At 54.1% G+C, this 26295-nt stretch carries 22 protein-coding genes; 11 read left to right on the top strand and 11 right to left on the bottom strand.

The annotated features are described in order from the left end of the window. Window positions 1-4: 4 nt before the first annotated feature. Together OEZ10_08510 and ccsA are read right to left on the bottom strand one after the other, a co-directional pair. Window positions 5-1282 carry an HlyC/CorC family transporter gene (locus OEZ10_08510; GenBank protein ID MDH5633024.1) on the bottom strand — a complete coding sequence of 426 codons (1278 nt, stop codon included), beginning with the start codon at window positions 1280-1282 and terminating at the stop codon, window positions 5-7. A gap of 276 nt (window positions 1283-1558) precedes the next feature. Beyond that, window positions 1559-2374, bottom strand: coding sequence for a cytochrome c biogenesis protein CcsA (ccsA, locus tag OEZ10_08505; protein MDH5633023.1), 816 nt, complete (start codon window positions 2372-2374; stop codon window positions 1559-1561). Between the two features lie 287 nt (window positions 2375-2661). On the opposite strand from ccsA, the gene OEZ10_08500 reads away from it, so the two are divergent. The 6 genes from OEZ10_08500 to OEZ10_08475 all read left to right on the top strand — a co-directional run bounded on the left by OEZ10_08500 (window position 2662) and on the right by OEZ10_08475 (window position 10876). Then, the gene (locus OEZ10_08500) at window positions 2662-3432 is read left to right on the top strand and encodes a 3',5'-cyclic-nucleotide phosphodiesterase (protein ID MDH5633022.1); all 771 of its coding nucleotides are present in this window, start codon (window positions 2662-2664) and stop codon (window positions 3430-3432) included. 91 nt (window positions 3433-3523) lie between these two features. After that, the gene (gene ffh / locus OEZ10_08495) at window positions 3524-4876 is read left to right on the top strand and encodes a signal recognition particle protein (GenBank protein ID MDH5633021.1); all 1353 of its coding nucleotides are present in this window, start codon (window positions 3524-3526) and stop codon (window positions 4874-4876) included. A gap of 200 nt (window positions 4877-5076) precedes the next feature. Then, window positions 5077-5514 carry a sigma D regulator gene (locus OEZ10_08490; protein ID MDH5633020.1) on the top strand — a complete coding sequence of 146 codons (438 nt, stop codon included), beginning with the start codon at window positions 5077-5079 and terminating at the stop codon, window positions 5512-5514. A gap of 147 nt (window positions 5515-5661) precedes the next feature. Further along, window positions 5662-6309, top strand: coding sequence for a TetR/AcrR family transcriptional regulator (locus OEZ10_08485; GenBank protein ID MDH5633019.1), 648 nt, complete (start codon window positions 5662-5664; stop codon window positions 6307-6309). Beyond that, a complete protein-coding gene (locus OEZ10_08480; protein MDH5633018.1) occupies window positions 6306-7736 on the top strand; it encodes a TolC family protein in 1431 nt (476 codons plus the stop codon). Before OEZ10_08485 ends, OEZ10_08480 begins: the two co-directional genes overlap by 4 nt. Beyond that, window positions 7736-10876 carry an efflux RND transporter permease subunit gene (locus OEZ10_08475; GenBank protein MDH5633017.1) on the top strand — a complete coding sequence of 1047 codons (3141 nt, stop codon included), beginning with the start codon at window positions 7736-7738 and terminating at the stop codon, window positions 10874-10876. The genes OEZ10_08480 and OEZ10_08475 overlap by 1 nt, the downstream gene beginning before the upstream one ends. Here OEZ10_08475 and OEZ10_08470 read toward each other — a convergent pair. The 9 genes from OEZ10_08470 to OEZ10_08430 form a co-directional block, all read right to left on the bottom strand. Then, entirely contained in the window at window positions 10861-11610 is a 750-nt protein-coding gene (locus OEZ10_08470; protein MDH5633016.1) for a YciK family oxidoreductase, read from the bottom strand. The two genes, OEZ10_08475 and OEZ10_08470, sit on opposite strands and share 16 nt — an antisense overlap. Then, window positions 11607-12929 carry a hydroxysqualene dehydroxylase HpnE gene (gene hpnE / locus OEZ10_08465; GenBank protein MDH5633015.1) on the bottom strand — a complete coding sequence of 441 codons (1323 nt, stop codon included), beginning with the start codon at window positions 12927-12929 and terminating at the stop codon, window positions 11607-11609. Before hpnE ends, OEZ10_08470 begins: the two co-directional genes overlap by 4 nt. Next, complete coding sequence (gene hpnD, locus OEZ10_08460) at window positions 12929-13780, bottom strand: presqualene diphosphate synthase HpnD (protein MDH5633014.1); 852 nt, start codon at window positions 13778-13780, stop codon at window positions 12929-12931. The genes hpnE and hpnD overlap by 1 nt, the downstream gene beginning before the upstream one ends. Next, window positions 13777-14637, bottom strand: a complete 861-nt coding sequence (gene hpnC, locus OEZ10_08455) for a squalene synthase HpnC (protein ID MDH5633013.1) — start codon at window positions 14635-14637, stop codon at window positions 13777-13779. The genes hpnD and hpnC overlap by 4 nt, the downstream gene beginning before the upstream one ends. Beyond that, window positions 14637-15620 (bottom strand): response regulator, encoded by a 984-nt coding sequence (locus OEZ10_08450; protein MDH5633012.1) that lies wholly within the window; start codon window positions 15618-15620, stop codon window positions 14637-14639. Before OEZ10_08450 ends, hpnC begins: the two co-directional genes overlap by 1 nt. A 130-nt stretch (window positions 15621-15750) precedes the next feature. After that, complete coding sequence (rmuC, locus tag OEZ10_08445) at window positions 15751-16980, bottom strand: DNA recombination protein RmuC (protein ID MDH5633011.1); 1230 nt, start codon at window positions 16978-16980, stop codon at window positions 15751-15753. Then, window positions 16980-17642: an HAD-IA family hydrolase gene (locus OEZ10_08440; GenBank protein MDH5633010.1), complete on the bottom strand. Its 663-nt coding sequence runs from the start codon at window positions 17640-17642 to the stop codon at window positions 16980-16982. Before OEZ10_08440 ends, rmuC begins: the two co-directional genes overlap by 1 nt. Before the next feature lie 28 nt (window positions 17643-17670). Further along, window positions 17671-18381 carry a bifunctional 2-polyprenyl-6-hydroxyphenol methylase/3-demethylubiquinol 3-O-methyltransferase UbiG gene (gene ubiG, locus OEZ10_08435; GenBank protein ID MDH5633009.1) on the bottom strand — a complete coding sequence of 237 codons (711 nt, stop codon included), beginning with the start codon at window positions 18379-18381 and terminating at the stop codon, window positions 17671-17673. 6 nt (window positions 18382-18387) lie between these two features. After that, a complete protein-coding gene (locus OEZ10_08430) occupies window positions 18388-19716 on the bottom strand; it encodes a TRZ/ATZ family hydrolase (GenBank protein MDH5633008.1) in 1329 nt (442 codons plus the stop codon). A 247-nt stretch (window positions 19717-19963) separates the two neighbouring features. Between OEZ10_08430 and OEZ10_08425 the strand changes: the two genes are divergently transcribed. The 5 genes from OEZ10_08425 to serC all read left to right on the top strand — a co-directional run bounded on the left by OEZ10_08425 (window position 19964) and on the right by serC (window position 26295). Further along, window positions 19964-20512 (top strand): hypothetical protein, encoded by a 549-nt coding sequence (locus OEZ10_08425; protein MDH5633007.1) that lies wholly within the window; start codon window positions 19964-19966, stop codon window positions 20510-20512. Between the two features lie 83 nt (window positions 20513-20595). Beyond that, complete coding sequence (locus OEZ10_08420) at window positions 20596-21147, top strand: hypothetical protein (GenBank protein ID MDH5633006.1); 552 nt, start codon at window positions 20596-20598, stop codon at window positions 21145-21147. Window positions 21148-21221: 74 nt separating this feature from the next. Continuing rightward, window positions 21222-22289 carry an S-methyl-5-thioribose-1-phosphate isomerase gene (gene mtnA, locus OEZ10_08415; GenBank protein ID MDH5633005.1) on the top strand — a complete coding sequence of 356 codons (1068 nt, stop codon included), beginning with the start codon at window positions 21222-21224 and terminating at the stop codon, window positions 22287-22289. A gap of 294 nt (window positions 22290-22583) precedes the next feature. Further along, window positions 22584-25154, top strand: coding sequence for a DNA gyrase subunit A (gene gyrA / locus OEZ10_08410; protein ID MDH5633004.1), 2571 nt, complete (start codon window positions 22584-22586; stop codon window positions 25152-25154). A gap of 55 nt (window positions 25155-25209) precedes the next feature. Beyond that, on the top strand, window positions 25210-26295 hold the full coding sequence (gene serC / locus OEZ10_08405; protein MDH5633003.1) for a 3-phosphoserine/phosphohydroxythreonine transaminase: 1086 nt from the start codon (window positions 25210-25212) through the stop codon (window positions 26293-26295).

The following is a 26295-nucleotide window of genomic DNA, read 5'->3' as shown; positions in this document are numbered from 1 at the left end:
CCATTCAGGCTTGCGACGGTTCATCGGGCGTGGCTCGCTCGCGCAATCTTGCCACCTGGATGATCGGCCCGCGAGTTTGCACCACTTCAACCATATAATTGCTGATTAACAGGCTGGTTCCCGGAACCGGCAAGTCCTCGAGATATTCAGTGATCAGTCCATTGAGCGTGCGTGAATCGCCAATGGGCAAGTTCCATGTTAGCTGCCGATTTAGGTCACGCAGATTGGCTGTTCCCGGGATCAGGTAGCTGCCGTCTTCCTGGGCCTGGGCCAGGTCGGGGGTTGCCAGTGTTTGCGAGGTAAAATCGCCGACGATTTCTTCGAGAATTTCTTCGAGTGTCACCAGTCCCTGAATATCACCATATTCATCCACGACCAGTCCGCGGCGACGCTTGGCTTTCCTGAAATTCAGGAGCTGGGTAGTCAGGGGCGTGCCTTCGGGAATGAAATACGGGTCGACCATGATGGCTTCCAGGCCTTGCTTGTCCAATTTCCCGCTCTTGAGTGGTCCAATGAGCTTTCGTAAGTGCACGGTACCGACGATATTGTCCAGCGTTCCCCGGTATACCGGCAGTCGCGTGTAACGGCTGCTGGTGATTTGCTCGGCAATATCGTCCCAGTCATCGTCGAGGTCCAGGCCTGTTATGCGTCCGCGAGGAATCATGACGTCTTCGACGGTCATTTTCTCGAGATCCAGAATCGCAAGCAGCATGGATTTGTGTGACTCGGGTATCAATCCCCCGGCCTCCAGTACAGCGGCCCGTAGTTCATCACTGCTGAGTTGCGTGGTGCTGTCTACATGCCTGGCGCCGAGCAATTTGAGCAACCAGTTGGACAGCAGGTTGATAAGCCAAACCAGGGGATACAGCAAGCGCAGCAAAGGACCCAGGATCATGGCGGCCGGGAAGGCGATTTTTTCGGGTTTGCCGGCCGCCAGTGTTTTTGGTGCCACTTCGGCAAACACCAGGATTACCAGCGTCAAGAGGCCCGCCGCTGCCGCGATTGCCGTTTCGCCGTAAAGCCTCAGGGCGATAATGGTGGCCACAGATGAGGCCAGAATATTGACGAAATTATTACCCAGTAAAATGATTCCCAGCAGACGGTCAGGGCGGTCAAGCAAGCGGGCGACGCGCGCGGCGCCCCGATTACCGGAACCGGCCAGGTGCTTGAGACGATAGCGGTTGATCGCCATCATGCTGATCTCAGATGCAGAAAAAAAGGCAGAAAGGAAAACCAGAAGAATCAGGAGCGCCACGAGGGCGCTGGTCGGCACAGTGTCCAAAAAGGTTTGGCCTCAATATTTGGGATTTGCCGATTTTAGCAGGTTTCTCGGTAATGTCCGATTTCTCTGTAGGTAAAAAAATTCCCCGGTAGCTGGAAAGTCCATAGCTTCTGTATTAGTATAAGAAGTGCTCATTACATTAGCTCCTTGTGGCGGCAACGCCCTTGAACTAGGTGCAGATAGCCGCGTGGATTTCCACGCGGCTATTTTTTTGTAGTTTTGGTGGTGCGGTTGGTCGGGAAACTGGAGATTCGGTTTTGCTTGGTGCGACCGGGACTAGCGGTTCAGGACGATTTCCACAACGAACTTGGTGCCAAGGTAACCCAGTACCAGCAGGGCACTGCCAATCAATACCCAGCGAATGGCTATTTTCCCCCGCCAGCCGAAACGCCACCGACCAAGCAGGAAACTGCCGTATACCAGCCAGGCCATGATAGACAGCAGGTTATGGTGCGTGATTTTGAATGGTTTTCCGAAGATTTCCTGGGAAAAAAACAGGCCGCTGATGACAGTAAAGGTCAGCAACACAAAACCAATTGCGACCAGTTGCACCATGAGCTTTTCCATTAACTGGACCGGAGGCAGTGCATGCATGAATCCGCCCGGGTGCTTGTGGCGCAATTTGTATTCCTGAACCATTACGACGCAACTTTGGGCGGCGGCCAGGCTTAGCAATGCGTAGGCCAGCAGCGAGACGGTAATATGGCTGGCTTGGGCCATGGAGTTCTGGATCGGCAGTGCGTGGAGTGAAGGCCACAGCAGTTGCGAGACCAGGCAAACCAGCGTGATCGGCAGAATGCCCAATCCCAGGTTCTCAATAGGGTAGCGAATCAGCGCCAGCGTGTAGAGCAGGATAATGGTCCAGGATACCAGCGATGCAGCGGAGGTGAGCGCCAGGTTAAGACCAGCGTCTGAGTGCAGGCTGTGATACAGCGCCCCTGCGTGAAACAGCAAGCCGGCCGCAAGCGCTGCAACAAGCGCTTTTTTGCCCTGCTTGCCCAGCGGCCTGGCCAGCCACAATGTTCGTATAATAAGTGTGCAGGCCAGAATATAAAAAATGCTGGTGATGCTGATATAGATTATTTGAGGCATGTTGTGTTGTTGTCTTGTCTCGAGTTCAGCCTGATAATGGCACCGCCTTGCTTATACGGCAAGAACTGCCTATTGGCAAAACTGTGAACGGCGACCGGAACGGGCCAATATTTTTGTGCCAAGATCAAAAAATTATGCTGTTGATCGCCTGTGAATAGCATGGTCAGGGAGTCCCGATCGAGGCATGGCAAACGAGGAATGCTGTGGTAGCATTGGCATGCCGACTAGCCGGTGGGCCATCCCGATAAAAACAAGAAAATTGGCAAACCGAAATACGATGGAGTGTTATGGATATTACTGTGCTCGGGTGCAACGGGGCGATTGGCGGCAGGGCGCGCACCACGTCTTTTCTGGTAGATGGCGATATCCTGATTGACGCCGGTACCGGTGTTGGGGATCTGGATCTCGACGCCATGGCTGCTATTGAGCATGTTTTCCTGACCCATTCACATTTTGATCATATTGCCAACCTGCCATTGATGCTGGACGCCATTGGTGACCGGCTGGAAAATCCGGTAGTGATTCATGCGCTACCGGAGACGATCTTGACGCTGCGAGAGCATTTATTTAACTGGAAGCTTTGGCCGGATTTCACAGCGGTCCCGACGCCGGACCGGCCATTCGCCATTCTCGAGGAAATGCAGCCGGGCGAGGTGGTAGAAATAAAGGGCCGAAAATTCCGATCCATTCCCGTTGAACATACTGTGCCTGCTGTCGGATACCTGGTGAGTTCCGATAGTGGCAGCCTCGCATTCAGCGGCGATACGGCCCCGACAGAGGAATTCTGGCGGGTTCTTAATGCCTGTGATGATCTGCAGTATGTTGTTATCGAGACGACGTTCGAGGATTCCGAAAAAGAGTTGGCCGGAATTTCCAAGCATTTGTGTCCGCAGACCATTGCCCGGGAACTTCAGAAGCTGGAGTCTGACGCCGAGGTATTTATTACCCATCTCATGCCCGGCCAGGAAAAAACCATTATGCGGGAAATCGCCGAGCATCATCACGGAACCATGCCAAAAGCGCTGACTGTCGGCCACGTCTTTTCTCTTCAAGCTTAAACGTGTATGAATAGGAGTCCCTGGATATCCGGGGATCCGGACGTGCCTGTTGGCCACGACTTGCTGCAGGCACCGTGTTTTGGAGTAGTAAATGTTCGATAATCTCAGCCAACGGCTTCAGGCGACTGCCAGAAAATTGCGCGGTCAGGCGCGCCTGACCGATGAAAACATGGCTCAAACCTTGCGCGAAGTACGCATGGCCTTGCTCGAAGCGGATGTTGCCCTGCCTGTTACCAAGGCGTTCATTGGGCAAGTCAAAGAGGCTGCTCGAGGCAAAGAGGTGCTGACCAGTCTGACACCGGGTCAGGCGCTTGTTAAGGTAGTGCATGATGAGCTTGTCGCACTCATGGGCGAAACCAATGATGCGCTCGACCTTTCTGTCAGGCCTCCCGCGGTTATCCTGGTGGCCGGTTTGCAGGGCGCAGGTAAAACTACCAGTGTCGCCAAGCTTGCCCGTCGCCTGGTGCTGGACAAAAAGAAAGTCATGCTGGTGTCCGCTGACGTATACCGGCCTGCAGCGATTGACCAGCTCCAGCGCCTGGCTTCCGAAGTAGGGGCGCAATTTTTCCCTAGTGATACCTCGCAGAAACCCCTTGATATCGCCAGATCGGCGATTGATGCGGCGCGTGTGCAGGTAGCGGATGTATTGATTGTCGATACCGCCGGCCGTCTGCATGTGGACGCGGATATGATGGACGAAATCAAGGCTGTTCACAGGGTGTGTGAGCCGGCCGAGACGCTGTTTGTTGTCGACAGCATGACCGGACAGGATGCGGTTAATACAGCCAAAGCCTTCGATGAGGCCTTGCCCCTTACCGGCGTCATTCTTACCAAGACTGACGGTGATGCCCGCGGTGGTGCGGCATTGTCGATTCGTCATGTCACGGGCAAGCCGATCAAGTTTCTGGGTACAGGCGAGAAAACTGATGCCCTGGAACCGTTTTATCCTGATCGACTGGCGTCCCGTATCCTGGGTATGGGTGACGTGGTCAGCCTGGTTGAGGAGGTTCAAGCCAATGTCGATATGGCGCAGGCGGAAAAGCTGGTTAGCAAGATCAAGAAAGGTGGATTTGACCTCGAAGATTTTCGCGACCAGATGATGCAAATGGAAAAGATGGGTGGCATGGCAGGGATCATGGACAAGCTTCCGGGAATGGCTGGAAAAATCCCGGATGCCAGTGCCGCGCAACTGGGTGACAGGCAGGTCCGTCAAACAGTAGCCATTGTAAATTCCATGACGCCGCAGGAGCGACAGTTTCCGGATGTCATCAAGGGTTCAAGGAAGCGCCGGATTGCTTCCGGTTCGGGCACCCAGGTTCAGGATGTTAATCGCGTGTTGAAACAGTTTCAGCAAATGGAACGCATGATGAAGAAAATGAAAAAGGGTGGCATGGCTAACATGCTTCGCGGCATGGGCGGCCGTTTTCCGGGTATGCCGTTTTGACATTCCTTTACAATATTTCATATCACCTTTTGCTTATATCGCGGAAATTCAGGCACTTGGAATCAATAAGTATTTCTCAATCGACACTGTTTTGATTAACAAAAAATCGGCCCCGGGGTATAGTGATCGCCATAAGCAGGACACTGCACGTTATCAGGAAAGAGGGCTAAAGAATGGAAATGGCTTCATTTGAGACAGGGATGACCGACAAAGAGCGCGACCGTCGTTCCGGGTCTGTAAACCTGGTGAAAAAACTTACAGCTGAACGCGCCGAGTTACTGGTCTTGTATTGCCGGGTTGCCGGCCTGAGCCCTTATACGGAAAACCGGGACAGTCAATACGGGTTGTTGGAGCAGTTATGCCAGATGCTGGTGGATTATGTAGCGGCAGGGCATTTTAGTTTGTACGAACGAATTGTCAGTGGCAAAGAGCGACGTCAGCAAGTTATCGAAATGGCTGAAGATTTGTATCCACGCATTACCCGAACAACGGATGTGGTCCTGGATTTTAATGACAAGTATGACTGCGAAGATAATTGCCCGATTTCAAATGATTTTGATGAAGACTTGTCTGTTCTGGGCGAAATTTTGGCGGAACGAATTGAGCTGGAAGATCGGCTGCTCGCTGCCATGTGTTGAAGTCTCTGACCGCACAGAAATCAGAAAGATCCCGCGAACGGCGGGATTTTTTATCGCCCGTATTCCCTTATTGACAATTGAGTCAAATATTCGAAATAATTGACTTATAAGTCAGTTAACAATTCTCAATTCATGAAGGTGGGTACTATGAACACCGATGAAGCCGATTGCTGCGCACGTTGGCAGCGCCGGAAAGAGGCGCGACCCCAGGAAATTGTCGACGCCGCTTTGGATATCTTTGTTGAGCGCGGGTTTGCTGCCACGAGACTTGATGACGTAGCCCGTCGTGCCGGGGTCTCAAAGGGCACTGTCTATCGTTATTTCGAAAACAAGGATGCGCTGTTTGTCGCCGTGGTCAAGGAAATCGTGGTGCCGGAAGTCGCCAGGATTGAAAAGCTGGCAGCGGATTTTTCCGGGTCCGGCACCGAGCTGTTGCGCAGCCTGATACAAAACTGGTGGCAGACGGTTGGCGAAACACGTCTTTGTGGTATTCCGAAAATGGTTATGGCTGATGCCGGGAACTTTCCCGAACTGGCACGACTGTTTATTGAGGAAGTTGTGTCGCGCATGCGCGTTATTTTCGAAAGCATAGTGGAAAAAGGTATCCAGTCGGGTGAGTTCAGGCAATGTGATATCAAGCATGCCGCCAGGGCGATTATGGCGCCCATGGTTTTGGCAGCCATATGGGAGCGCTCGTTGAAACCGTTCGATAACGAAACTTGTGATACCCCTGTTTATCTGGATACATATCTGGATCTGATAATTGAAGGCATAAGAAAGGATACGATCAGGTGAAACGTTTTTTGTTTGCGCTCTTGCTGGGAGCAGCATCGGCTGGTGCCGAGGACAATGTGTTGACCCTTGAACAAGGCATGTCTCTCGTAATTCAGAATTCACCGGAACTCAAGTCTTCCGGCATGCAGGCGCGAAGCGGGGCACTGGAAATCGACAAGGCCGACAGTCGACTTGGCTGGCAATTGCGCAGTACGGTCAAGGCTGAACACGATATATCGTTTATGGGGACCCCGGTTGATCGGGGAACCGTCAGCGCGGGCCTGGGAAAGCCGTTGGCGCTCGGCGGCAATGTTGAGCTCGGGCTTGGTTATGTTTATGAAGACAGCGCACTGGCATTGAGTCCGCTATTACCCAATCCTTCGCATTCAAGTCGTGCTGATCTCAGCTATCGTCTGCCGTTGGCAAAGGGCTGGGGAAATGTCGAATACCATTCGGGCATGAAAAGTGCCGAAGCGCAAGGCGAGCAGGCACGCTATGAATTTCTGGCAAGACAGGATGGCCTGGGCCGACAGTATATCGAGCGCTACTACGGCGCAGCGTTTGTTTCGCGACGCCTGCAGCACGGTCGCGAAAGCCTTAATCGCTCGAAGAGATTGCTTGCCCACATCGGCCGCAACGAAAGAATCGGCATCAACGATCGAAAGGACAGGTTGCAGGCCAGGGCACTGGTTCATGCGCGTGAAGCTGACCTGAAAACGCTGGAGCTTTCCTGGACGCAGCAACGCAATGCATTGAACCGAATGATGATGCAGCCATGGCACAAGGAGTTTGTGCCAGTTGTCGGGCCTGGCGATTACACACTGCCGCTTGAAGAAGCGCTGAACCAGATTCGTGCGCGTGACCCTTATGTTGGCAGTATTCGTGCGCGTGCGGAGCAGGCGGCTGCCTGGGTCAACAATCGTCGTGACAACAAGCGCGACACGCTCGACCTGACCTTGTCTGTTGGTTATCGTGGATTGAGTGGAGAGGACTCGGCCGGCGCCAGTATTGATGAAACCGACAAGGCCGGCAGTCTGACTATTGAATATCGTCGCGGTCTTGACAAGCGCGGTGTTGACGCTGATCTGATGCAGGCTCAACTGGCCCACGACAGCGCCATGGAGCAATTGACCGGCGCGGAGGCTGACATGGAATACAACGTTGCCAGCCTGCATACCGAGATTCTCAGAAACCAGGAATCAGTTGCGGCGCAACGCGCACGCCTGGTTGCGGAACAGGAAAAATATCGAGAAGGCCAGTTTCGCTATCGCGATGGTCGAATCGATATCAGTCAATTGATCCAGTTTGAAGAAGAATTGAGTGCAGCTGAACTGGGCCTGATTCAGCAGGAAACACAACTCGCGCAAAGACTGGCGATCATGTCGTTATGGAGAGGCGTGCTGATGCCGGTGGTACAACTTGAGCCTGAAAACAGGGAGAAAAACTAATGCGGGCAATTATCGGGTTTCTGGTGGATCGCAGCCTGTTGATCAACCTTGTATCGGCGATGCTGCTGATTCTGGGTGGCTGGGCCGCCATCGACATCAAGCGCGAAGCCTTTCCCAATGTCAATCTCGATATGATCCAGGTTGAAGCCGCGTATCCTGGTGCAACACCCAGGGAAATGGAGCGACTGGTAGTCACGCCAATCGAGCAGGAAATCAAGTCGATCAATGGTATCGACAAGATGACCTCTGTTTCGTTCCCGGGTTCGGCGCGAATCGTTCTGGAGCTGGACCCGGGTGCGAATAATCGCGACCGGATAGTTTCTGATGTGCAACTGGCGGTTGATCGTGCCGTGTTGCCGGCAGATCTGCCGTTTGATCCGTCTGTTACCGAGATAGATGGTTCTGTGTTTCCAATACTGCATTTTGCCGTGTCATCGTCGATGTCAGAACTTGAGTTGAAACGACTCGGTGACCGGATGTCTGATGATCTTCTGGAGGTGGAGGGCGTTGCGCGTGTTGTGGTCCAGGGGGATCGCAAAGCCGAGATTCGCGTTGTCGTAGACCCGCAAAAGATGGCGCGCCATCGTATTTCCATCGGCGAAATCACCAGCGTATTGTCCGGATGGAATATTAATTCACCAGGCGGTGACCTCGATACTGCTGATGGCCAAAAGGCTGTCCGCATTGTCGGTGAAATGAAGAATGCTGTTGATGCCGGTGACCTGGTATTGCGTGCCAATGAGTCCGGTGGCGGACTACGCCTGAAAGATGTTGCCGAGGTGACGGAGACCCTGGAGAAGGCCAGGAGGCATTACGACGTTGGCGGTTCTTCCGCGCTGAGCCTGTTCATACTCAAAAAGGCTGATGGCGACATAATCGATACAGTCAGGGAAGTCAGAAAATATCTTGAAACTGTTCCAGCCCGATACGGCGACAATATCAAGGTGAATGTTTTCCGTGATATGTCACAGATTGCCAAGCTGCGTCTCAACGTGCTGACCAACAATGGCATGGTTGGCATCGTGTTTGTGTTCCTGACGTTGATCGTGTTTCTCCGGCCTTCCGTATCCATGTCAACGACATGGGGATTGCCGATTGTGTTCTTGACCGGTCTGTATACCCTTTACATGGCAGACATTACGCTCAACATGATTACGATGTTCGGCTTCATCATGGTTCTTGGCATGCTGGTGGATGATGCAATAATTATTGGTGAGAACATTACCTGGCACATGGAGCGCGGCATGCCACCGAAACAGGCCGCCGTTATCGGTGCCTACGAGTTGATGGGCCCGGTGACGACAACGGTCATGACTACGGTTGTCGCATTTGTTCCACTGATGTTTATGTCCGGAATGATTGGCAAGTTTATCTACGGCATCCCGCTCGTGGTTATTATCTTGCTGGTTTTTTCCTGGCTTGAATCGTTCCTGATATTGCCCAGCCACGTGGCGCTGCTGGCCAGATCCAAGGATCAGCCCCAGGAGCGTCGCTGGATCGTCAGGCTGGAAGACTGGTACGCAGGGGTATTGGCCTGGGTGTTGTCACACCGATGGAAAACCATCGGCATTGCCACGGTGGTGTTCTTTGGCTCGTTTGGGCTGGCCGTTGCCTTTATGCAGTTCCAGTTATTCCCGCCATTCGGTGCGGACCAGTTTAACGTTCGTATTGTTGCCCCGGCAGGCACCAATATTGACCAGATGCGGGAACGTATGCGGGTGGTTGATCGCGAAATTCGAAACAGAATTGATCCCAAGCACCTGGAAGCAACACTAATCGGTGTTGGCCAGATTGCCAAGGATGGAGGCGATCCCTTGACCCAGCGCGGTAGTCGTTTTGGCCAGATCCAGGTGATTTATACGCCAGCCTCGCTAAGACCGGATCATGAAGTTGTAGACGATGTTCGCCGTATTTCAGCTGAAATTGTTCCCATGTTCCCGAAGCTGCAAGTCGCCTTCGAGGAACTCAAGCATGGCCCGCCAACCGGGCGCGCACTGGAAGCCAAGTTATCCAGTACGCATGGTGCCAAGGCAGAAATGGCGGCCCACCGGTTGTTGGCGTATCTTGAGAAGATTGATGGTGTAACGTCCGTCGAGAGCGACCTCGACAAGGGCGACCCGGAGATACACGTTGTTGTCGATCGTTCGCTGGCAACTTATGCAGGTGTCGACCTGGCTACTGCAGCAGCCCACGTGCGAGCCGCTGTCGGGGGTCTGCGGGTTGAAACTACCCGGCGCGGCACCGAGGAAATCGATATCACTATCCGCTATCCTGACGCCGGTACCAAGGGCATCGAGGTGCTCCGACAGTTACTGATTCCTACTCGCCGTGGCGGACTGGTTCCGCTGCATCGCATCGCGAAGCTTGTCGAGCATTCCGGTTTTACCGCTGTCCGGCATAGCGAAGGAATCAATATTGTCAGTGTTTCCGCCAATGTCGATGTTGGTGTGATTACCAGTGTCGCGCTGAACAACCGTATCGCCACAACGGAAGCCGAGTGGCTCGGCGATCTGAAAACCGATGTGAATGTCAGCTACGGCGGTGAAAATGAACAGAACCAGGAGTCAGTAATGAGCCTGGTCAGGTCATTCGCCTTTGCCATGCTCGGCGTGTTTTTCCTGCTGGCGATCCAGTTCAACCGGTTGAGTTACCCGCTTGTGGTAATGTCGGCCATTCCATTCGGTATGGTGGGGATCATTATCAGCTTCTTTATTCATGACAGTCTCGGTCGTCCCTCGCCGCTGTCGTTCATGTCATTAATGGGTATGGTGGCGCTGTCCGGTGTGGTGGTAAACAGTGCGCTGGTGTTGCTGGTGTTCGTGCAACGCGCTCGCAACGAAGGCATGAGCCTGTATGACTCCATCATGGCAGCCGGCCGGCGACGCCTTCGTGCTGTTGTTCTGACGGCAACAACGACCGTTGTCGGGTTGTTACCCACGGCCTATGGATGGGGCGGCATGGATCCGTTTGTGGCCGGTATGGCGCTGGCCTTGTCGTGGGGCCTGGTATTTGCCACATTGATTACACTGATTGTTCTACCGGCCATGCTGATGGTGGCCAGTGATGTCATTATATTTTTCCGGGGCCGTTCGGGGCGCAAGGCCGATACAGGTATTGCTACGGATCAGAAATCATCCTGAGCATTGATAACACGTCCGCTGACTGCCCGACTGTCAGCGGACATCAGGTACAGGTAGGCGGGCATTATGTCCGCCGGCTTGACCAGGGTTTTGGGGTTTTCGCCCGGGTAGGCCTTGGCGCGCATATCAGTATAGACAGCACCGGGATTAATGGCGTTGACACGAACCCGGTTATCTCCATCAAGTTCTTCTGCCCATACCTGTGTCATTGCTTCGACACCGGCTGCAGCAACAGCATAGGCGCCCCAGTAAGCACGCCCGTGCCTCGCGACATCGGCGGTGGTAAAGACTATGGATGCGTCTGGAGATTGTGCCATCAAGCCAAGGCATGCGCGGGTCAAGCGGTAGGGGGCATGCAGGTTAACGTTCATCACCTTGTCCCAAAGCTGGTCATCGTAAAGATTCAGCGGCGTAATGGAGCCCAGTATGCCGGCGTTGTTCAGTAATCCGTCCAGCTTGCCGAATTCCTGCGACAACGCGGCCGCGAGGCCGGTATAGGCATCGGGCGTGGCGGTCGCCAGGTCCATCGGGAACAATGCGGGCCTGGCCTGGCCTGAAGATTCGATCTGGTCATATACCGACTCAATCTTGGCTTCAGCCTTGTCCAGCAGCACAACTGTTGCGCCGTATTCGGCAAATTTCAGCGCCGCTGCCTTACCAATGCCGGAACCGGCGCCAGTCACAAGAATAACCCGATTCTTCAGGATGTCTTTTGCAGGCGAATAGTTTTTCATGCCTGTGATGATTCCATAATCAGTCTGGCGCAGCGCAGGCCGCTGCGAACAGCGCCTTCGAGCGTGCTTGGATAGCCGGTATTGGTGTAGTCTCCGGCAAGCCATAAACCGTCAATCTTGGTGGAATTGTCTGGCCGGTATTGATCGACTCCGGGGCGCGCGTGAATGGTAGCGCGTTTTTCGCGAATTATCTTGATGGCTTCGACGTCAGGCAGGTGCCTGAAACAGGCTGACAACTCTCCCGCGATAACTTTGCCCAGTTCATCATTGGTCATGCGTATGTGCTGCCCGGGTCCGCTGATGACTACAGCGATCAAGCCGTCATTGTCGGTTAGTCGGCCTCGATCGAAAAACCACTGGCTATGCATGTTAAGCGTGCCGATAAAGTCGTTGGGCAGACGGGTTCCGGCAGGGTACTTGATGAATACAGTAGTGATTGGCAATGCGCCCAGTCTTTCGAGCCCGCTGCAGATAGGCTCGGCAGCCAGGATTGGGCGAAGTAGCTGTTGCGCAGCTTCGTTGCCGGTCGCAATCACCACGTGATCTGCCTGCAGTGTGGAGTTGTTTGTATCACAAACACCGGTCACATGATTGTCGTCTGTTGCAATGGAGACTATGCGACTGCCAAGACGCACTGTGCCGCCATTGATTTCTATATAGTCCATTGCCGGTTGTGGCAGGCATTGCCCGAGATCGGTAACCGGCAGCAGCATTTCCGAATCGGCCTTGTCCGCGAAGAAGGAATCCCTGATTACCCTGAGAAACATTTGTGTTGAAGCCTGATCAATCGGTGTATTCATAATTGAAATGCACAGGGGTTGCCACAGGTACTCTATAACCTGTTGCGGTTGTCCGAGTTGCACCAGGTAATCCAGCAGTGGCAAGTCTTGTTCAACCTTGAAGCCGGATCCACGCATTGAAATCATTGCCTTGATGATCACCAGCCTGTGTTTCCACGGCGCACCTTTCATGGTCAGCAGTCCGAGCAACAGGTGCAGTGGTGCTGGTAATGGCCAGGCTTTGAGCGAAATGGTCCTGTTGCCGGCGGGTTGTCTTGTCAGTTTCAGGGTTAACGCGATTCGTTTGAATACCCGGGACTCTTCAATGCCGAACAGCTGGATCAGTTCCAGTACGGACCGGTAGGCACCGATGAGAATATGTTGACCGTTGTCGATATGCATACCGTTAAAAGCTACGGCACGGGCGCGGCCACCAGGTTGTCTTGCGGATTCAAGTACGGTAACCGAGTGACCGTGCCTGACCAGTTCGACAGCGGCAGCCAGTCCGGCCCAGCCGGCACCAATGACAATCACGTTCATTATTCACGGCACCCGCGTTTTTCCTGGACCGATGTGCGCCACGCAATCCAAAGCTTGTTGATTGGCGCAAGGCCAAGACGTTTTTGCAAAACCGGAAACCGGTTTTGTTCGAGCTTGTCCAGCAAGCGCGAATAGATAGCGGCCATTACCAGCCCGGGGCGTTGGCGACAACGATCAGAACCAGGCAGCAACCGGAAAGCATTGCTGTAATATTGCCTTGCACGTTGGGCCTGGAACTGCATCAATGAGTCAAATCCCGGGCCAGGTGCCAGTTCAATCAGTTCATGTTCTGATACATTAAACCGGGAAAGTTCATCGCCCGGTAGATAGATTCTTTGCCGGCGCGCGTCTTCACCAACATCGCGAATGATATTGGTCAACTGAAAAGCAATACCCAGTTCGACAGCATATTCTTCGGTCTTGTTGTTCTCGTAACCGAATATTCGTGCAGATAGCAAGCCGACAACAGATGCGGCACGGTAGCAGTACAGTTTCAGTTCGTCGAAGTTGCTGTAACGGTGCCGGGTGAGGTCCATTTCCATGCCGGCAATCAGTTCGTGAAAGTAGGTATCCTGCAGATCAAAATGTTCAAGCGATGTTGCCAGGGCCCGGGTCACGGGGTGTTGCGGCTTGCCATTGAACGTGTTTTCCACCTCGGCTCGCCACCAGTTCAATGTAGCGCGTGCTACGTTGGTATCAGTGCAATCATCAACAACGTCGTCCACTTCACGGCAGAATGCGTATAGGGCTGTCATTGCCTGCCGCTGGACTGGCGGCAGAAACAGGAAGCTGTAGTAAAAGCTTGAGCCGCTGGATCCGGCTTTTTGCTGGCAATATTCGTCGGGTGTCATTTGCAGGGATAGAAAATCGTCTTGAATGCGATCATAACCCAGTCTGGCAGTCGAAGTCGCGGCTGGTTGGTAAACCCGGCCCGGTTTCGTTTGCGCAACAGTTTTATGACCTGCAAGCCGCTGACAACAGTGGCCCGGATCTCGTATTTCATGCGACCGGGCAAGCGGCAAGGCAGGAGCGCGCCGGACCGCATAAGCTGTTCCACCTGGTCCAGCTGGAAGCTGATGAAGCGCCGCCAGTTGTCATCAAATATCCGTCCGGCAATGTGATGTTCGGCGATACCAAACTGTTCAAGCTCATTTAATGGCAAATAAATCCTGCCTTTCTCATAATCAACGGAAATATCCTGGAGGAAGTTGATTATCTGGAGGGCCGAACAAATGGCATTGGATTCCTGAACAGCTTGTGGATCGATGCGCTTGACCAGGTGCAGTAACAGCAAACCGACTGGATTGGCTGAACGACTGCAGTAATCGAGCAGCGTTTCCCGGCTCGGGTATCGACTGGTATCAACATCCTGGGAAAAAGCTGATAGCAGGTCATGGAATGCCTGGTAAGGCAGGTCGTAAGCATCAATGACCTTTTTGAGTTCCGGAAACAGCGGGTCATTAACCGGTTCATTGCGCTGAATCCGGTACAGCCTGTTCCGGTAATCATCCAGTTTCGCCAGTCTTTCTTCCCGACCCATATCACCTTCGTCGGCGAAGTCATCTGCGTTGCGGGCAAAGGCATAAATAACTGAAACCGGGTGACGCAGTGCAGGGGGCAGCAGCCAGGATGCGACCGGAAAGTTTTCATAATGACTGTCTGCCTGGTGTTGATACCGGGCGTGATTGTCAGCAGCGGTGATGGTCATCAGGAATGACTGCCAGGCCGTGAAAAGTTGGTTCGACCTTCATCGTCAACACAGATTCGGTTGTATCCAAGCTCCTGGGCCAATTGAACACGTTTGTCACAAATGGATATCAGTGCATCATAGTTTTCTGCATCTTCTGTTGAAATGCATGCCAGCCCCACACTGATCGTCACCGATGCCGACTTTCCGTCAAGGTCAATATCCAGTGCCTCGATATTTTTTCGAATGCGTTCAGCAACCACGGCCGCGCCCAGTCGACGCGTACCGGGAAGTAATACGGTGAATTGACCGTCGCCTGTTTTGGCGCCCGTGTCGATGCCGCGAAGGATGCGGGCAAGTTGTGCGCCAACATTGGTCTCAATGGAACCAAGTTCGCCGGCAGAGTAGGCATCGCGCAGCTCGTCGTACAAATCAATCTGGACAAGCAGCAGTGACAGGTTGGTATTGTCCTTGCCCGCCGTTTCAACTTCGTGATTGGCGGTTTCCCTGAACTTGTCGGCATCCTGGATAAAGTGGCCCTGGTGATCAGGTTTGCCCCCGGATTCAGTTTGTTGCAGCTCCCTGGTGGCCCTGGCCAGGCGATGGTGCACATTGACTCGCGCACGCAGAACAATAGGGTTGATCGGCTTGGTAATAAAATCGTTGGCACCCAGGTCCAATGCCTGGTGCTTGTCGGCTTCGTCGTCATCGGCGCTGGTCATGATGAATACCGGCATGGAAGAAATGCGGTCATCGTCGGCTGACCGAATGAGCTGTAATAATTCGATACCTGTCATTCTCGGCATATTGATATCGGTGATAACCAGCTCAATGTTGTTGTCGCTACGGATCAAATCCCACGCTTCCTGCCCGTCTGCCGCGGTGATCAGGTCGAAATACTGCTTGAGATGGCGCTCAATGACCACGCGCGTGGTGGGCGAGTCCTCGGCGACGAGAACATAGGGGCGATCATTGCTGCTGCCTGTTGAGTTGTTCGTGTTCATAGTCTCGTTCGGGCGCGTGCCCGATACTAGGTACGCTCTGGTTCTGGTTCCTTGTCCGGGCTATGGCCTGGAGCAAGTTATGGTACTGGATTGACCTGCCCCTTGCCTGTCCCTCTAGTGTAGACGCATTTCAGGAAGATTGGCGGTCTTCCACTTCTCGCGGGGTTTTTTCAATTTGATCAACCGTGGTAAGGGATTTGCTTTCTTCAACGCCTAATTCAGTGAGTTTGCGTGCCCCGGGTAATACCTTGGAGTCATACGAGCCCACGGTTTTGTTGAATGCACCGACAGCCGCGTCCAGGGATTTGCCTAATTTGCCCAAGTGTTCTGAAAATGTACCCAGGCGGCGGTAAAGTTCGCTGCCGGTGGTGCGGATTTGATCGGCATTTTCGGCAAGCTGTTCCTGGCGCCAGCCGTAGGCCACCGCGCGCAGCAGTGCAACCAGGCTGGTAGGGGTGGCCAGGATAATTTTTTGTTGCAAGGCGTATTCCAGCAGGCCCCGATCCAGGTCGAGTGCGGCGCTGAGAAACTGGTCACCGGGAATAAACAATACGACAAAGTCGGGCGCCTGCGAGAACTGGCTCCAGTAGCGCTTGCTTGCCAGTTCGCGGATACGTTCCTTGACGTTACGGGTATGTTGCAGCAGTGCGTCCGCGCGGGCATTGTCGTCTACAGCTTCAATGGCTTTCAGGTAGGCATCCAGCGGGGTTTTCACATCCACTACGATCTCGCGGCCGCCAGGCAGTCGCACGATCAGGTCGGGTCGCAAGGCGCCATCTTCGACTTTGACCTGCTCCTGCTCAAAAAAGTCGCAGTGCTCAACCATGCCGGCCAGTTCGACCAGGCGACGCAAGGTCAATTCACCCCATTGGCCCCGTACTTCCGGTCGTTTCAGGGCCTGTACCAGGTTGCGGGTTTCCAGTTGCAATTGTTGCTGGGTGCTGGCCATGCTTTGCAGATGGTTATTTAGGGCGCCGTAGGCTTCTTTTCGGTCTTTCTCGATGTCATGCATCTGCTGCTCGGTTTTTTTCAGGGCTTCCTGTATTGGTTTCAGCAGGTTCTCAATGGCTTTTTCCTTTTGGCCGAGATCACCCTGGGCGCGAATATGAAATTGGTGCAGCGACTGTTCCGCCAGCTGAAGGAATTGCTTGTTGCTCTGGCGCAAGGCTTCGGTGGCCAGGCTGCCAAAAGTTTTTTCCATGGCATCCGCAGCATCTGCGTTGACCGCAAGACGGGTCGACAACTCGGTGATGCGGTGTTGCAGTGCCAGGCGGCTGATGAGCATGCCCATCAGGCCTCCAATAACAAAGGCGCCCAGCGCAGAAATTATCAGCCAGTCGGAATGCGTCAGTCCATACATTATCGTAACCAGTCGAGCAGTTCACCGGGATTGGTAAACTGCAAATCAGCACCCCATTGTCCGGGCCGATCATCTTGGCCGATATAACCCCAGTTGGCCAGCGCTGTCAGCATCCCGGCATTGCGACCGGCCTCGATATCGCGGCGGGCATCGCCAATATAAAGGCACTGCTCCGGAGTGCTGCCGGCCTGGCCGCAGGCCAGCAGCATGGGAGCCGGGTGCGGTTTGCGGGTCGGCAGGGTGTCGCCACTGATTATGCAGGCAGCGCGCGCGTCAAAACCCAGTGTCAGCATGAGTGGGTCGGTCAGGAAAGCGGGTTTGTTGGTGACAATACCCCAGTTCTGTCCCGATGATTCAATATGATTCAGGAGCTCATGAATTCCCGGAAACACCCGGGTTTCGCGGCACAGATTCTCCTGGTAGTAATCGAGGAACTCCTGGCGCAGCGATTCAAAATGGTCATGGTTTTCTTCAATCCCGAAACCAAGTTTGATCAGCGCAATCCCGCCATGCGACGCAACCGGCCTGATTATTTCGTAGGGGAGAGTGGCTTTTCCGTGCCTGGCCAGTACGGCATTCAATGCCGCGGCCAGGTCTGGTGCCGTATCGGCAAACGTGCCATCCAGATCGAAAAGAATGCTGCGAAGTTGATGTTTATCGATCAAGGGAATGTGTCGTGTTTCCGCCGGATTAGCTGTCCGTGGCGCGTACTGTATACACCAGGTAGTTCACATCGACGCCGTCACCCAGGCGGTATTGCCCTGAAAACGGGTTGTAGTGCATACCGGTGAGTTCGCGCACATCCAGACCCGCCTGGCGCGCCCATCGGCCCAGTTCGGACGGCTTGATCAATTTTCGGTAATCGTGCGTACCCTTGGGCAACATGCGCAGGATGTACTCGGCACCGACGATTGCAAAAAGCCATGCCTTGGGATTGCGATTGATGGTGGAAAAGAACACGTGCCCGCCAGGCTTTACCAGGCGCTTGCAGGCAGCAATGGTCGACGCCGGTTCCGGAACGTGTTCCAGCATTTCCATGCAGGTGACCACGTCGAAACTGCCCGGTCTTTGATCGGCCAGCTCTTCCACGGTAATGCGTTGGTAGTCCACTTGTTGTCCGGATTCTTTCAGGTGCAGCCTGGCCACGGCCAGCGGCGCTTCACCCATATCAATGCCGGTAACGGCAGCGCCTCGCACCGCCATGCTTTCCGACAAAATGCCGCCGCCGCAGCCGACGTCCAGCACCTGTTTCCCGGACAAGCCAACACGTACATCAATAAAATCCAGGCGCAAAGGGTTGATGTCGTGCAGCGGCTTGAATTCACTGCCAGCATCCCACCAGCGTGAGGCCAGTTCTTCAAATTTGGCAATTTCAGCGTAATCGACGTTATTGCTCGTCATACGGCATTACTCCGAAGAAGGGGTTTCGGCGATTTTACCACGCCAGTGTCGGGCCTTGTTCAATAATTCCGTTTCATTCAGGGTGGTCAATTTGCCTTCTTTCAGCAAGTGTTCGCCGGCTACCCAGACGTCAGCCACGTGTTCGCGTCCGGCACTGTAGACAATCTGTGAAACCGGGTCATACACCGGCTGCGTTTCCAGTGTATCCAGCCTGACAGCGACGATATCGGCTGCCTTGCCTTGTTCCAGTGATCCGGTTTCCTCTTCAAGTCCTAGGGCTTTGGCGCCATTAATGGTGGCCATGCGTAGTGCGGTCATGGCCGGAACTGCGCTGGGGTTTCCTGCCACGCCTTTTGCCAGTAATGCCGCGGTTCGCATTTCGGCGAGCATATCGAGGTCATTGTTGCTGGCGGCGCCATCGGTACCCAGCGCGACATTGACGCCGGCATCAAGGAGTTTTTGGACCGGGCAGAAGCCGCTGGCCAGCTTCAGGTTGGATTCAGGGCAGTGCACTACATGAACACCGCTATCGGCAAGCAAGCTGATTTCGTCATCATTGATCTGGGTCATGTGTACCGCATTGAGTCGTGGATTCAGCAAGCCGATTTCCTGTAGTCGCTGAATCGGCCGTTTGCCGACCTGGTTTTGCGCTTCTTCAACTTCATGAGCAGTTTCATGAACATGCATGGTAACCGGGATGTCCAGTTCATCAGCGTACATGGCAATGCGTCCAAGCGGCGCATCGGAAACGGTATAGGGGGCGTGCGGCGCAAACGCTGTTTTAACAAGCTCGGAGGCACGCAGATCGTCGTGCAGGGACAGGCCCTTGCTCAGGTACTCATCAGCGGTCTGGGCATAGGCGCTGGGGAAATCGATCATGATCATGCCGATTACGGCACGTATACCGGTATTGAGTGCAATATGGGCGACGTCTTCGGGGAAGAAATACATATCACAAAAGCAAGTGGTGCCGCTGCGCAGCATTTCGGCGACAGCCAGTTCGGCACCGTCACGCACAAATGCCGGGCTGACCCAGCGCGCCTCGGCAGGCCAGATATGGTTTTGCAGCCAGTCCATCAGCGCCAGGTCATCGGCCAGGCCCCGAAACAGCGTCATGCTGGCATGGGTGTGGGCGTTGATCAGTCCCGGAATCAGGGCGTAACCCGTTCGGTCTACGATTTCGCCAGCGGTAAAGCGTGTTGTTGCTTCGTCCCGCGGAACCAGGTCAACAATGCGGCCGTTGTTCACGGCAATGCAATGATCGGTAAGCACCCGGTTGTCGTTGTCCGCGGTAACAATCCAGCTGGCGATAATCAGGCGGTCGATTTTTGTCATTGTTGTCCGGTTTCAGGGTATTTTTAGTAGTGAAAGTGGCGGCAGTATACCGAAATTCCCGGCCAAATCACCCGGTTTGACCCGTACCCGGAGCGTACTTGCAGTGCCTTGTCACGACCTGGCATCAGGCGTAAACTAACTAAAAATATTAATAAAGAAATGGATAGAATCAGGCGGTAACGATAATGCTGATCATTCCCGGTTGTGGGTCAGTGGTACTGCCAGTCAAGTTCTCAGGGGGAGATAAATGATTAAGCGTAAGCAATATCTTGTTGATCGCAAGTTCCAGATGCGCCTGGCGCTTGAATTGATGGTGGTAGTGCTGCTCGTACCCCTGGTGGTTTGGGCAGACTTTTATGTGCTTGGTCAATATGCGCTGGCACAAAATGCAGCAGCGGGGATGGCAAACAGCAGTTGGGGCGTAATCGGCGCCCTGATTCAACGGCAGTGGTTACTCATGGTTGTTGTCTATCTTGTGAATTTTGGTTTGATTTATTTGTTCATTATCTTCTATACCCATCGAATTGCGGGCCCGGTTTATCGTTTTACCGAAACTCTTACCTCCATGGCAGGTGGTGATCTGAGTGCCCGTATCAAGTTACGAAAAAATGATTATTTTGAAAATCTCGGTGAAAGCATAAACCGGCTTTCAGATCATTATGCTGATACCTTCAGGGAGCTCCAGGCTGCAGCATCGCGACTGGAAGAGCAGGGCGAGAAAAGTGCTGATCAGGACGCGAAAATCCAGATAGCCAAAATCAAATCCATACTGGCCGGCTACCAAACCGGTTCATAGACGCTGACAAATAAAGCTGACAAATAAAACAGTGATGCCGGAGCCTTCGGCATTTTTGATTACGGATATTCGAGTGGTCCACCATGCGCAAGCTCAGGAACTTTCTGATCGACAAACGATTCCAGCCACGATTTGGAATGGAGTTGTCGGCGATTGTATTGATAGTACCCATTGCCTTCTGGGTAAATTATTTCATTATCGGCCAGTACGTGTTGATTGATGAGTTGGGATCACCGACAACTGACCTGACCTGGGGGTTGATGTCGAGGCTGCTGGCAAGCCAGTGGCCTGTGATTCTGGCACTGTACGTTGTCAACATCGTGCTGGTCGGGTTCCTGCTGTTACGATATGCACATCGTGTCGCCGGGCCGGTGTACCGGTATATCAAGGCGGTGCATGATCTTGCCGGCGGATGTTTTCGTTGCGTTGTACCGTTGCGCCCCAATGATTATTTTGTCGAGCTCGGCGGCAGCATTGAAGCGCTTGCCGGTAACCTGAGTACGCATCTGAAACAGGTGGAAACGGCAGCACGAGCTATCGCTGAAAATCCCGGAAGCGGTGACGAAATGCGAAAACATGCCCGGAATATCTGCGCGATTGTGTCGCGGACCACGGCGGATTCCGGCTCCCGGTAATATCCCGGACTGTCCTGCGTAATACATGGCTTGCGGGCGTGACTTTTGCGCCAACCGAAGTATGATTCGCTGCCATGACTAGCCAACATAAACATCCTGATTTGTCCCGGTTTGACCGGGTTCGACCCGTTGCCTGGGAGGGCGGCCGCTTGCGCCTGCTCGACCAGCGCGTGCTGCCCGCCAAAGAGCACTGGCTTGACTATGACGAGATCGGGCAGGCAGCGCAGGCGATTACCGATATGGTGGTGCGCGGCGCCCCGGCAATCGGCATCACCGCGGCATACGCCGTCGTACTGGCAGCGCGAGACCACTATCAGCGCTCAGGAGACGCCTGGAAGCAGACCATTTCCGCCGATCTGGATCGCCTGATCGAGGCCAGGCCAACAGCAATAAACCTGCGCTGGGCGGTCGAATTCATGCGCGGACAATTTGCCGCCATCGAGGGTGACCCGGTAGCAGTCCTGGAAACCCTGGCCGGCCGGATTCACCAGGATGACATTGCCTTCAACCGTGAAATGGGTCGCCTGGGTAGCGCCTTGATCGCGCCCGGCTCGGGTGTGTTAACCCATTGCAACACCGGCTCGTTGGCCACCGGCGGCTTTGGTACCGCTCTTGGCGTGATCCGTTACGGCGTTGCTGACGGAAAAATTGATCGAGTGTTTGCCGATGAGACCCGGCCATGGCTGCAGGGCAGCCGGCTGACAGCCTGGGAGCTTGTGCAGGACCGGATCCCGGTAACCCTGCTTGCGGACGGCGCCGCTGCCCATTTGATGAAATTGGGGCAGGTGAACTGGGTAATCGTGGGTTCAGATCGCATTGCCGCCAACGGTGACGTGGCCAACAAGATTGGCACCTATTCGGCGGCCGTCAATGCGCGGCATCATGGCGTCAAGTTCATGGTAGTGGCACCTACGACAACGGTGGATATGGCGACAGCGACCGGAGATGAAATTCCTATCGAAGCTCGTGCCGAGTCCGAAGTGCTGGGATGTGGTGGTCAGCGTATTGCGGCTGAAGGTGCCGGCGCCTGGAACCCGGCATTTGACGTGACACCGGCGGAGCTGGTGGATGTTATTGTCACCGAAAAAGGAGTAGTTGAGCAGCCAACGACGGAAAAAATGGCTGCCATGATGGCCGGCTGAATCTGCGCTGTTTTCACCAAATAATGGTGTAGTGGTGCACCGGTTCATGATAAAATCGCCAGCGAAATTCGAGCCGGTGTTGCCACCCATCAAGGATAAAAAACGGGGCAAAACCGGTCTTTTGCTTCCGGCTTCCCGGTAGAGCAAGTGGTATCAGGCGGGCCAGAAGTGTTCCGATTTTCCAGGCGATAACCAGCGCCAAACGGTTCAGCTGGACGGCCTGAATTTGTTGAATGATTGATGCGACAACCCTGAACCGGGAGTGAGGGGTGCTGTTGCTGCCAGCAGGACTTCATGACAGAAGAGTTCGCCAAAGAAACCATACCGGTCAATCTCGAAGACGAGATGCGGCAGTCCTATCTGGACTACGCCATGAGCGTGATCATTGGTCGCGCGCTGCCGGATGTGCGTGATGGCCTGAAACCTGTGCATCGGCGCGTGCTGTTCGCCATGCACGAGCTGTCCAACGACTGGAACAAGGCCTACAAAAAATCCGCCCGCGTTGTCGGTGATGTCATTGGTAAATATCACCCGCACGGTGACTCAGCCGTCTATGACACCATTGTTCGCATGGCGCAGGATTTCTCCATGCGTCACCCGTTGGTGGACGGCCAGGGTAACTTTGGCTCAATCGACGGCGATGCGCCGGCAGCCATGCGTTACACCGAAATTCGCATGGCGCGAATCGCCCATGAGCTGCTCGCCGATCTTGAAAAAGAAACCGTCGATTACTCGCCAAACTATGACGGCACCGAACAGATTCCGGATGTTTTGCCCACGCGCCTGCCCAACCTGCTTATCAATGGTTCGGCCGGCATTGCCGTGGGCATGGCGACCAATATTCCGCCGCATAACCTTAACGAAGTGGTCAACGCCTGCCTGGCGCTGATTGACAATCCCGATATCGATATTGCCGGGTTGATGGAACACCTGCCGGGGCCGGATTTTCCGACGGCTGCCATTATCAATGGTACCAAGGGAATTCATGAGGCCTACCGGACCGGTCGTGGGCGAATCTATGTGCGCGCTCGTGTCGAGTTCGAAGACCTCAAGAATGATCGCCAGCAAATCGTTGTAACCGAATTGCCGTACCAGGTTAACAAGGCAAGGTTGCTTGAAAAAATTGCCAACCTGGTTAAGGAAGGCAAACTCGAGGGTATCAGCGAACTGCGTGACGAGTCTGACAAGTCCGGTATGCGCATGGTTATTGTGCTTAAGCGTGGCGAGGTGGCGGATGTTGTGCTGAACAACCTGTATCAGCACACTGCCATGCAGAGTGTTTTTGGTATCAACATGGTGGCGCTGGAAAACGGCCAGCCACGTACGTTTGGTCTCAAGGACATTCTCGAGTGTTTTGTTCGCCATCGTCGCGAAGTGGTAACACGCCGTACCCTGTTTGACTTACGCAAGTCCCGTGAGCGTGCCCACCTGCTTGAAGGCCTGGCCGTTGCCCTGGAAAGTATTGATGATGTTGTCGCCCTGATTCGCAAGGCCAAGGACCCGGCAGAGGCGAAGCTTGAATTGATGGCGCGCACCTGGGCGGCCGGTGGCGTGATTGCCATGCTCGCTGACAGCGACAGGAACCTGTCACGGCCTGACGAGCTGGGCCAGGATTTTGGTTTGTTGCAGTCCGGCTATCGCTTGTCGGAAGCACAGGCACAGGCAATTCTGGATCTTCGCCTGCATCGCTTGACCGGCCTTGAGCAGGAAAAGATTCACAGCGAATACCGCGAGTTGCTCGCCAGGATCGTGGATCTTCTGGATATTCTGCGGAACCCCGAGCGCCTGATGCAGGTTATTCGCGATGAACTGATTGCCGTGCGCGACCAGTTTGGCAATGCCCGCCGTACCGAAATTCTCCAGTCCGAGATTGATCTCAATCTTGAAGATTTGATCGCCGAGGAGGACGTGGTGGTCACGCTGTCTCATGCAGGTTATGTCAAGGCACAGCCGCTCAGCGAGTATCGCGCCCAGCGCCGTGGAGGTCGCGGTAAATCGGCGACGACCATGAAAGAAGAGGATTTTGTCGATAAGCTGTTCATTGCCAACACCCACGACACATTATTGTGCTTCAGCAGCCGCGGCAAGGCGTATTGGCTAAAGGTGTATGAGATTCCGCAGGCCAGTCGCGGTGCCCGTGGCAAGCCTATCGTCAATCTTTTGCCGCTGGATCAGGGTGAGCAGGTTAACGCGGTGTTGGCTATTCGTGAATATACCGAAGGTCACTTTGTATTCATGGCCACCTCGGATGGCACGGTCAAGAAAACAGCCCTGACGGATTTCTCCCGTCCGCGCAGCAGTGGCATTATCGCGCTTGATCTCGCTGAAGGTAATCATCTTGTGGGTGTTGGCCTGACGCGGGGCGATTGCGATATTTTCCTGTTTACCGATGCCGGCAAGGTGATTCGTTTCCACGAGCTGGATGTGCGACCAATGGGTCGAAACGCCCGCGGTGTTCGCGGTATTCTGCTCAAGGATGATCAATCTGTTATTTCCCAGATTATTTCGTCGCCGGACCATGAGAATCACGCAATCCTGGTAGGCACCAGCCTCGGGTATGGCAAGCGCACGCCGATTTCCGAGTTCCCGATTCACAAGCGCGGTGGCCAAGGCGTTATTTCCACGCAAACCGGCGGCAAGTGTGGTGAAGGCGTAGGCGCGACACTGGTTGCCGATGATGACGAGATCATGCTGATAACAAGTGGCGGCACGTTGATTCGCACGCGCGTCGCCGAAGTGTCGATCATGGGTCGAAACACGCAGGGAGTCAGGTTGATTGGCCTGGGAGAAGGCGAACGCCTGGTAGGTATGGACAATATTGTCGAGACCGAGGACGAGTCAGAGGATTCCTCATCCGAAGACTAGTTCCGTCGTTCGTTGTCCTGAACAATTTTCAATTTTTTCGGTGAGTACAGGAAAAATGTCCAGAGTATTTAATTTCAGTGCCGGTCCTGCTGTATTGCCTAAAGCTGTCCTGCAACAGGCGCATGATGAACTGCTTGACTGGCAGGGGTCGGGTGTCTCGGTGATGGAAATGAGCCATCGAGGCAAGGAGTTCATGTCCATTGCGGCACAGGCAGAAAAAGACCTGCGCGAAATCATGGCTATTCCTGATAACTACAAGGTCCTGTTCCTGCAGGGCGGCGCATCCAGCCAGTTCACCATGGTGCCTATGAATCTTCTTGGCGACAAAACCACGGCCGACTATGCCTATACCGGGCACTGGTCCAAGAAGGCTGTTGCTGAAGGGAAGCGTCATTGTGATGCAAACGTGGTAGTTGATACCAGTGCTGACAAGTTCACAACCCTGCCGCCGCAGTCCGGGTGGAAGCTCAACAAGGATGCTGCCTACCTGCACTATACGCCCAACGAAACTATCGCCGGTGTTGAATTCAACTGGACTCCGGAAGCCGGGGATGTGCCGTTGGTGGCAGACATGTCGTCAAGCATTTTGTCCCGCGCGATCGACGTCAGCAAGTACGGTGTGATTTACGCCGGTGCACAAAAGAATATCGGGCCGGCCGGTCTGACCATTGTTATTATTCGTGAAGACCTGCTGGATCTCGCCGGTGATAACGTGCCGCCAATGCTGCATTACAAGATTCATGCGGATAACGATTCAATGTACAACACGCCGCCAACCTTTGCCTGGTACATGGCCGGCCTGGTGTTTCAATGGATCAAGAAGCAGGGCGGTGTAAAGGCCATGGCGGAAATCAACAAGCGCAAGGCCGGCAAGCTTTATGATGCTATTGATGCGTCCGGCGGTTTTTATCGCAACCCGGTACAAAAGGATGCGCGCTCGCTGATGAATGTGCCCTTTATTCTTGTCGACGAAGCGCTCGACAAGGATTTTCTGGATGGCGCGGCAAAGACCGGGCTGGTACAGCTCAAGGGTCATCGCTCGGTCGGTGGCATGCGTGCCAGTATTTATAACGCCATGCCGGAAGAAGGTATTGATGTGTTGGTCGATTACATGAAGCAATTCCAGTCTGAGAAAGGTTAA

The sequence above is a fragment of the Gammaproteobacteria bacterium genome (assembly GCA_029880545.1).
GTDB lineage: Bacteria > Pseudomonadota > Gammaproteobacteria > Acidiferrobacterales > SZUA-150 > JAOUOD01.
This window is presented reverse-complemented; position numbering and strand designations above follow the sequence as displayed.

Coding starts and splice junctions, on each gene's coding strand:
- OEZ10_08425 (MDH5633007.1), top strand. CDS start 19,964: ATGATTAAGCGTAAGCAATATCTTGTTGATCGCAAGTTCCAGATGCGC.
- OEZ10_08430 (MDH5633008.1), bottom strand. CDS start 19,716: ATGACAAAAATCGACCGCCTGATTATCGCCAGCTGGATTGTTACCGCG.
- OEZ10_08490 (MDH5633020.1), top strand. CDS start 5,077: ATGACCGACAAAGAGCGCGACCGTCGTTCCGGGTCTGTAAACCTGGTG.
- rmuC (MDH5633011.1), bottom strand. CDS start 16,980: ATGTATGGACTGACGCATTCCGACTGGCTGATAATTTCTGCGCTGGGC.
- serC (MDH5633003.1), top strand. CDS start 25,210: ATGTCCAGAGTATTTAATTTCAGTGCCGGTCCTGCTGTATTGCCTAAA.
- OEZ10_08485 (MDH5633019.1), top strand. CDS start 5,662: ATGAACACCGATGAAGCCGATTGCTGCGCACGTTGGCAGCGCCGGAAA.
- OEZ10_08470 (MDH5633016.1), bottom strand. CDS start 11,610: ATGAAAAACTATTCGCCTGCAAAAGACATCCTGAAGAATCGGGTTATT.
- OEZ10_08450 (MDH5633012.1), bottom strand. CDS start 15,620: ATGAACACGAACAACTCAACAGGCAGCAGCAATGATCGCCCCTATGTT.
- hpnD (MDH5633014.1), bottom strand. CDS start 13,780: ATGACACCCGACGAATATTGCCAGCAAAAAGCCGGATCCAGCGGCTCA.
- ffh (MDH5633021.1), top strand. CDS start 3,524: ATGTTCGATAATCTCAGCCAACGGCTTCAGGCGACTGCCAGAAAATTG.
- mtnA (MDH5633005.1), top strand. CDS start 21,222: ATGACTAGCCAACATAAACATCCTGATTTGTCCCGGTTTGACCGGGTT.
- OEZ10_08500 (MDH5633022.1), top strand. CDS start 2,662: ATGGATATTACTGTGCTCGGGTGCAACGGGGCGATTGGCGGCAGGGCG.
- ccsA (MDH5633023.1), bottom strand. CDS start 2,374: ATGCCTCAAATAATCTATATCAGCATCACCAGCATTTTTTATATTCTG.
- ubiG (MDH5633009.1), bottom strand. CDS start 18,381: ATGACGAGCAATAACGTCGATTACGCTGAAATTGCCAAATTTGAAGAA.
- OEZ10_08475 (MDH5633017.1), top strand. CDS start 7,736: ATGCGGGCAATTATCGGGTTTCTGGTGGATCGCAGCCTGTTGATCAAC.
- OEZ10_08420 (MDH5633006.1), top strand. CDS start 20,596: ATGCGCAAGCTCAGGAACTTTCTGATCGACAAACGATTCCAGCCACGA.
- hpnE (MDH5633015.1), bottom strand. CDS start 12,929: ATGAACGTGATTGTCATTGGTGCCGGCTGGGCCGGACTGGCTGCCGCT.
- gyrA (MDH5633004.1), top strand. CDS start 22,584: ATGACAGAAGAGTTCGCCAAAGAAACCATACCGGTCAATCTCGAAGAC.
- hpnC (MDH5633013.1), bottom strand. CDS start 14,637: ATGACCATCACCGCTGCTGACAATCACGCCCGGTATCAACACCAGGCA.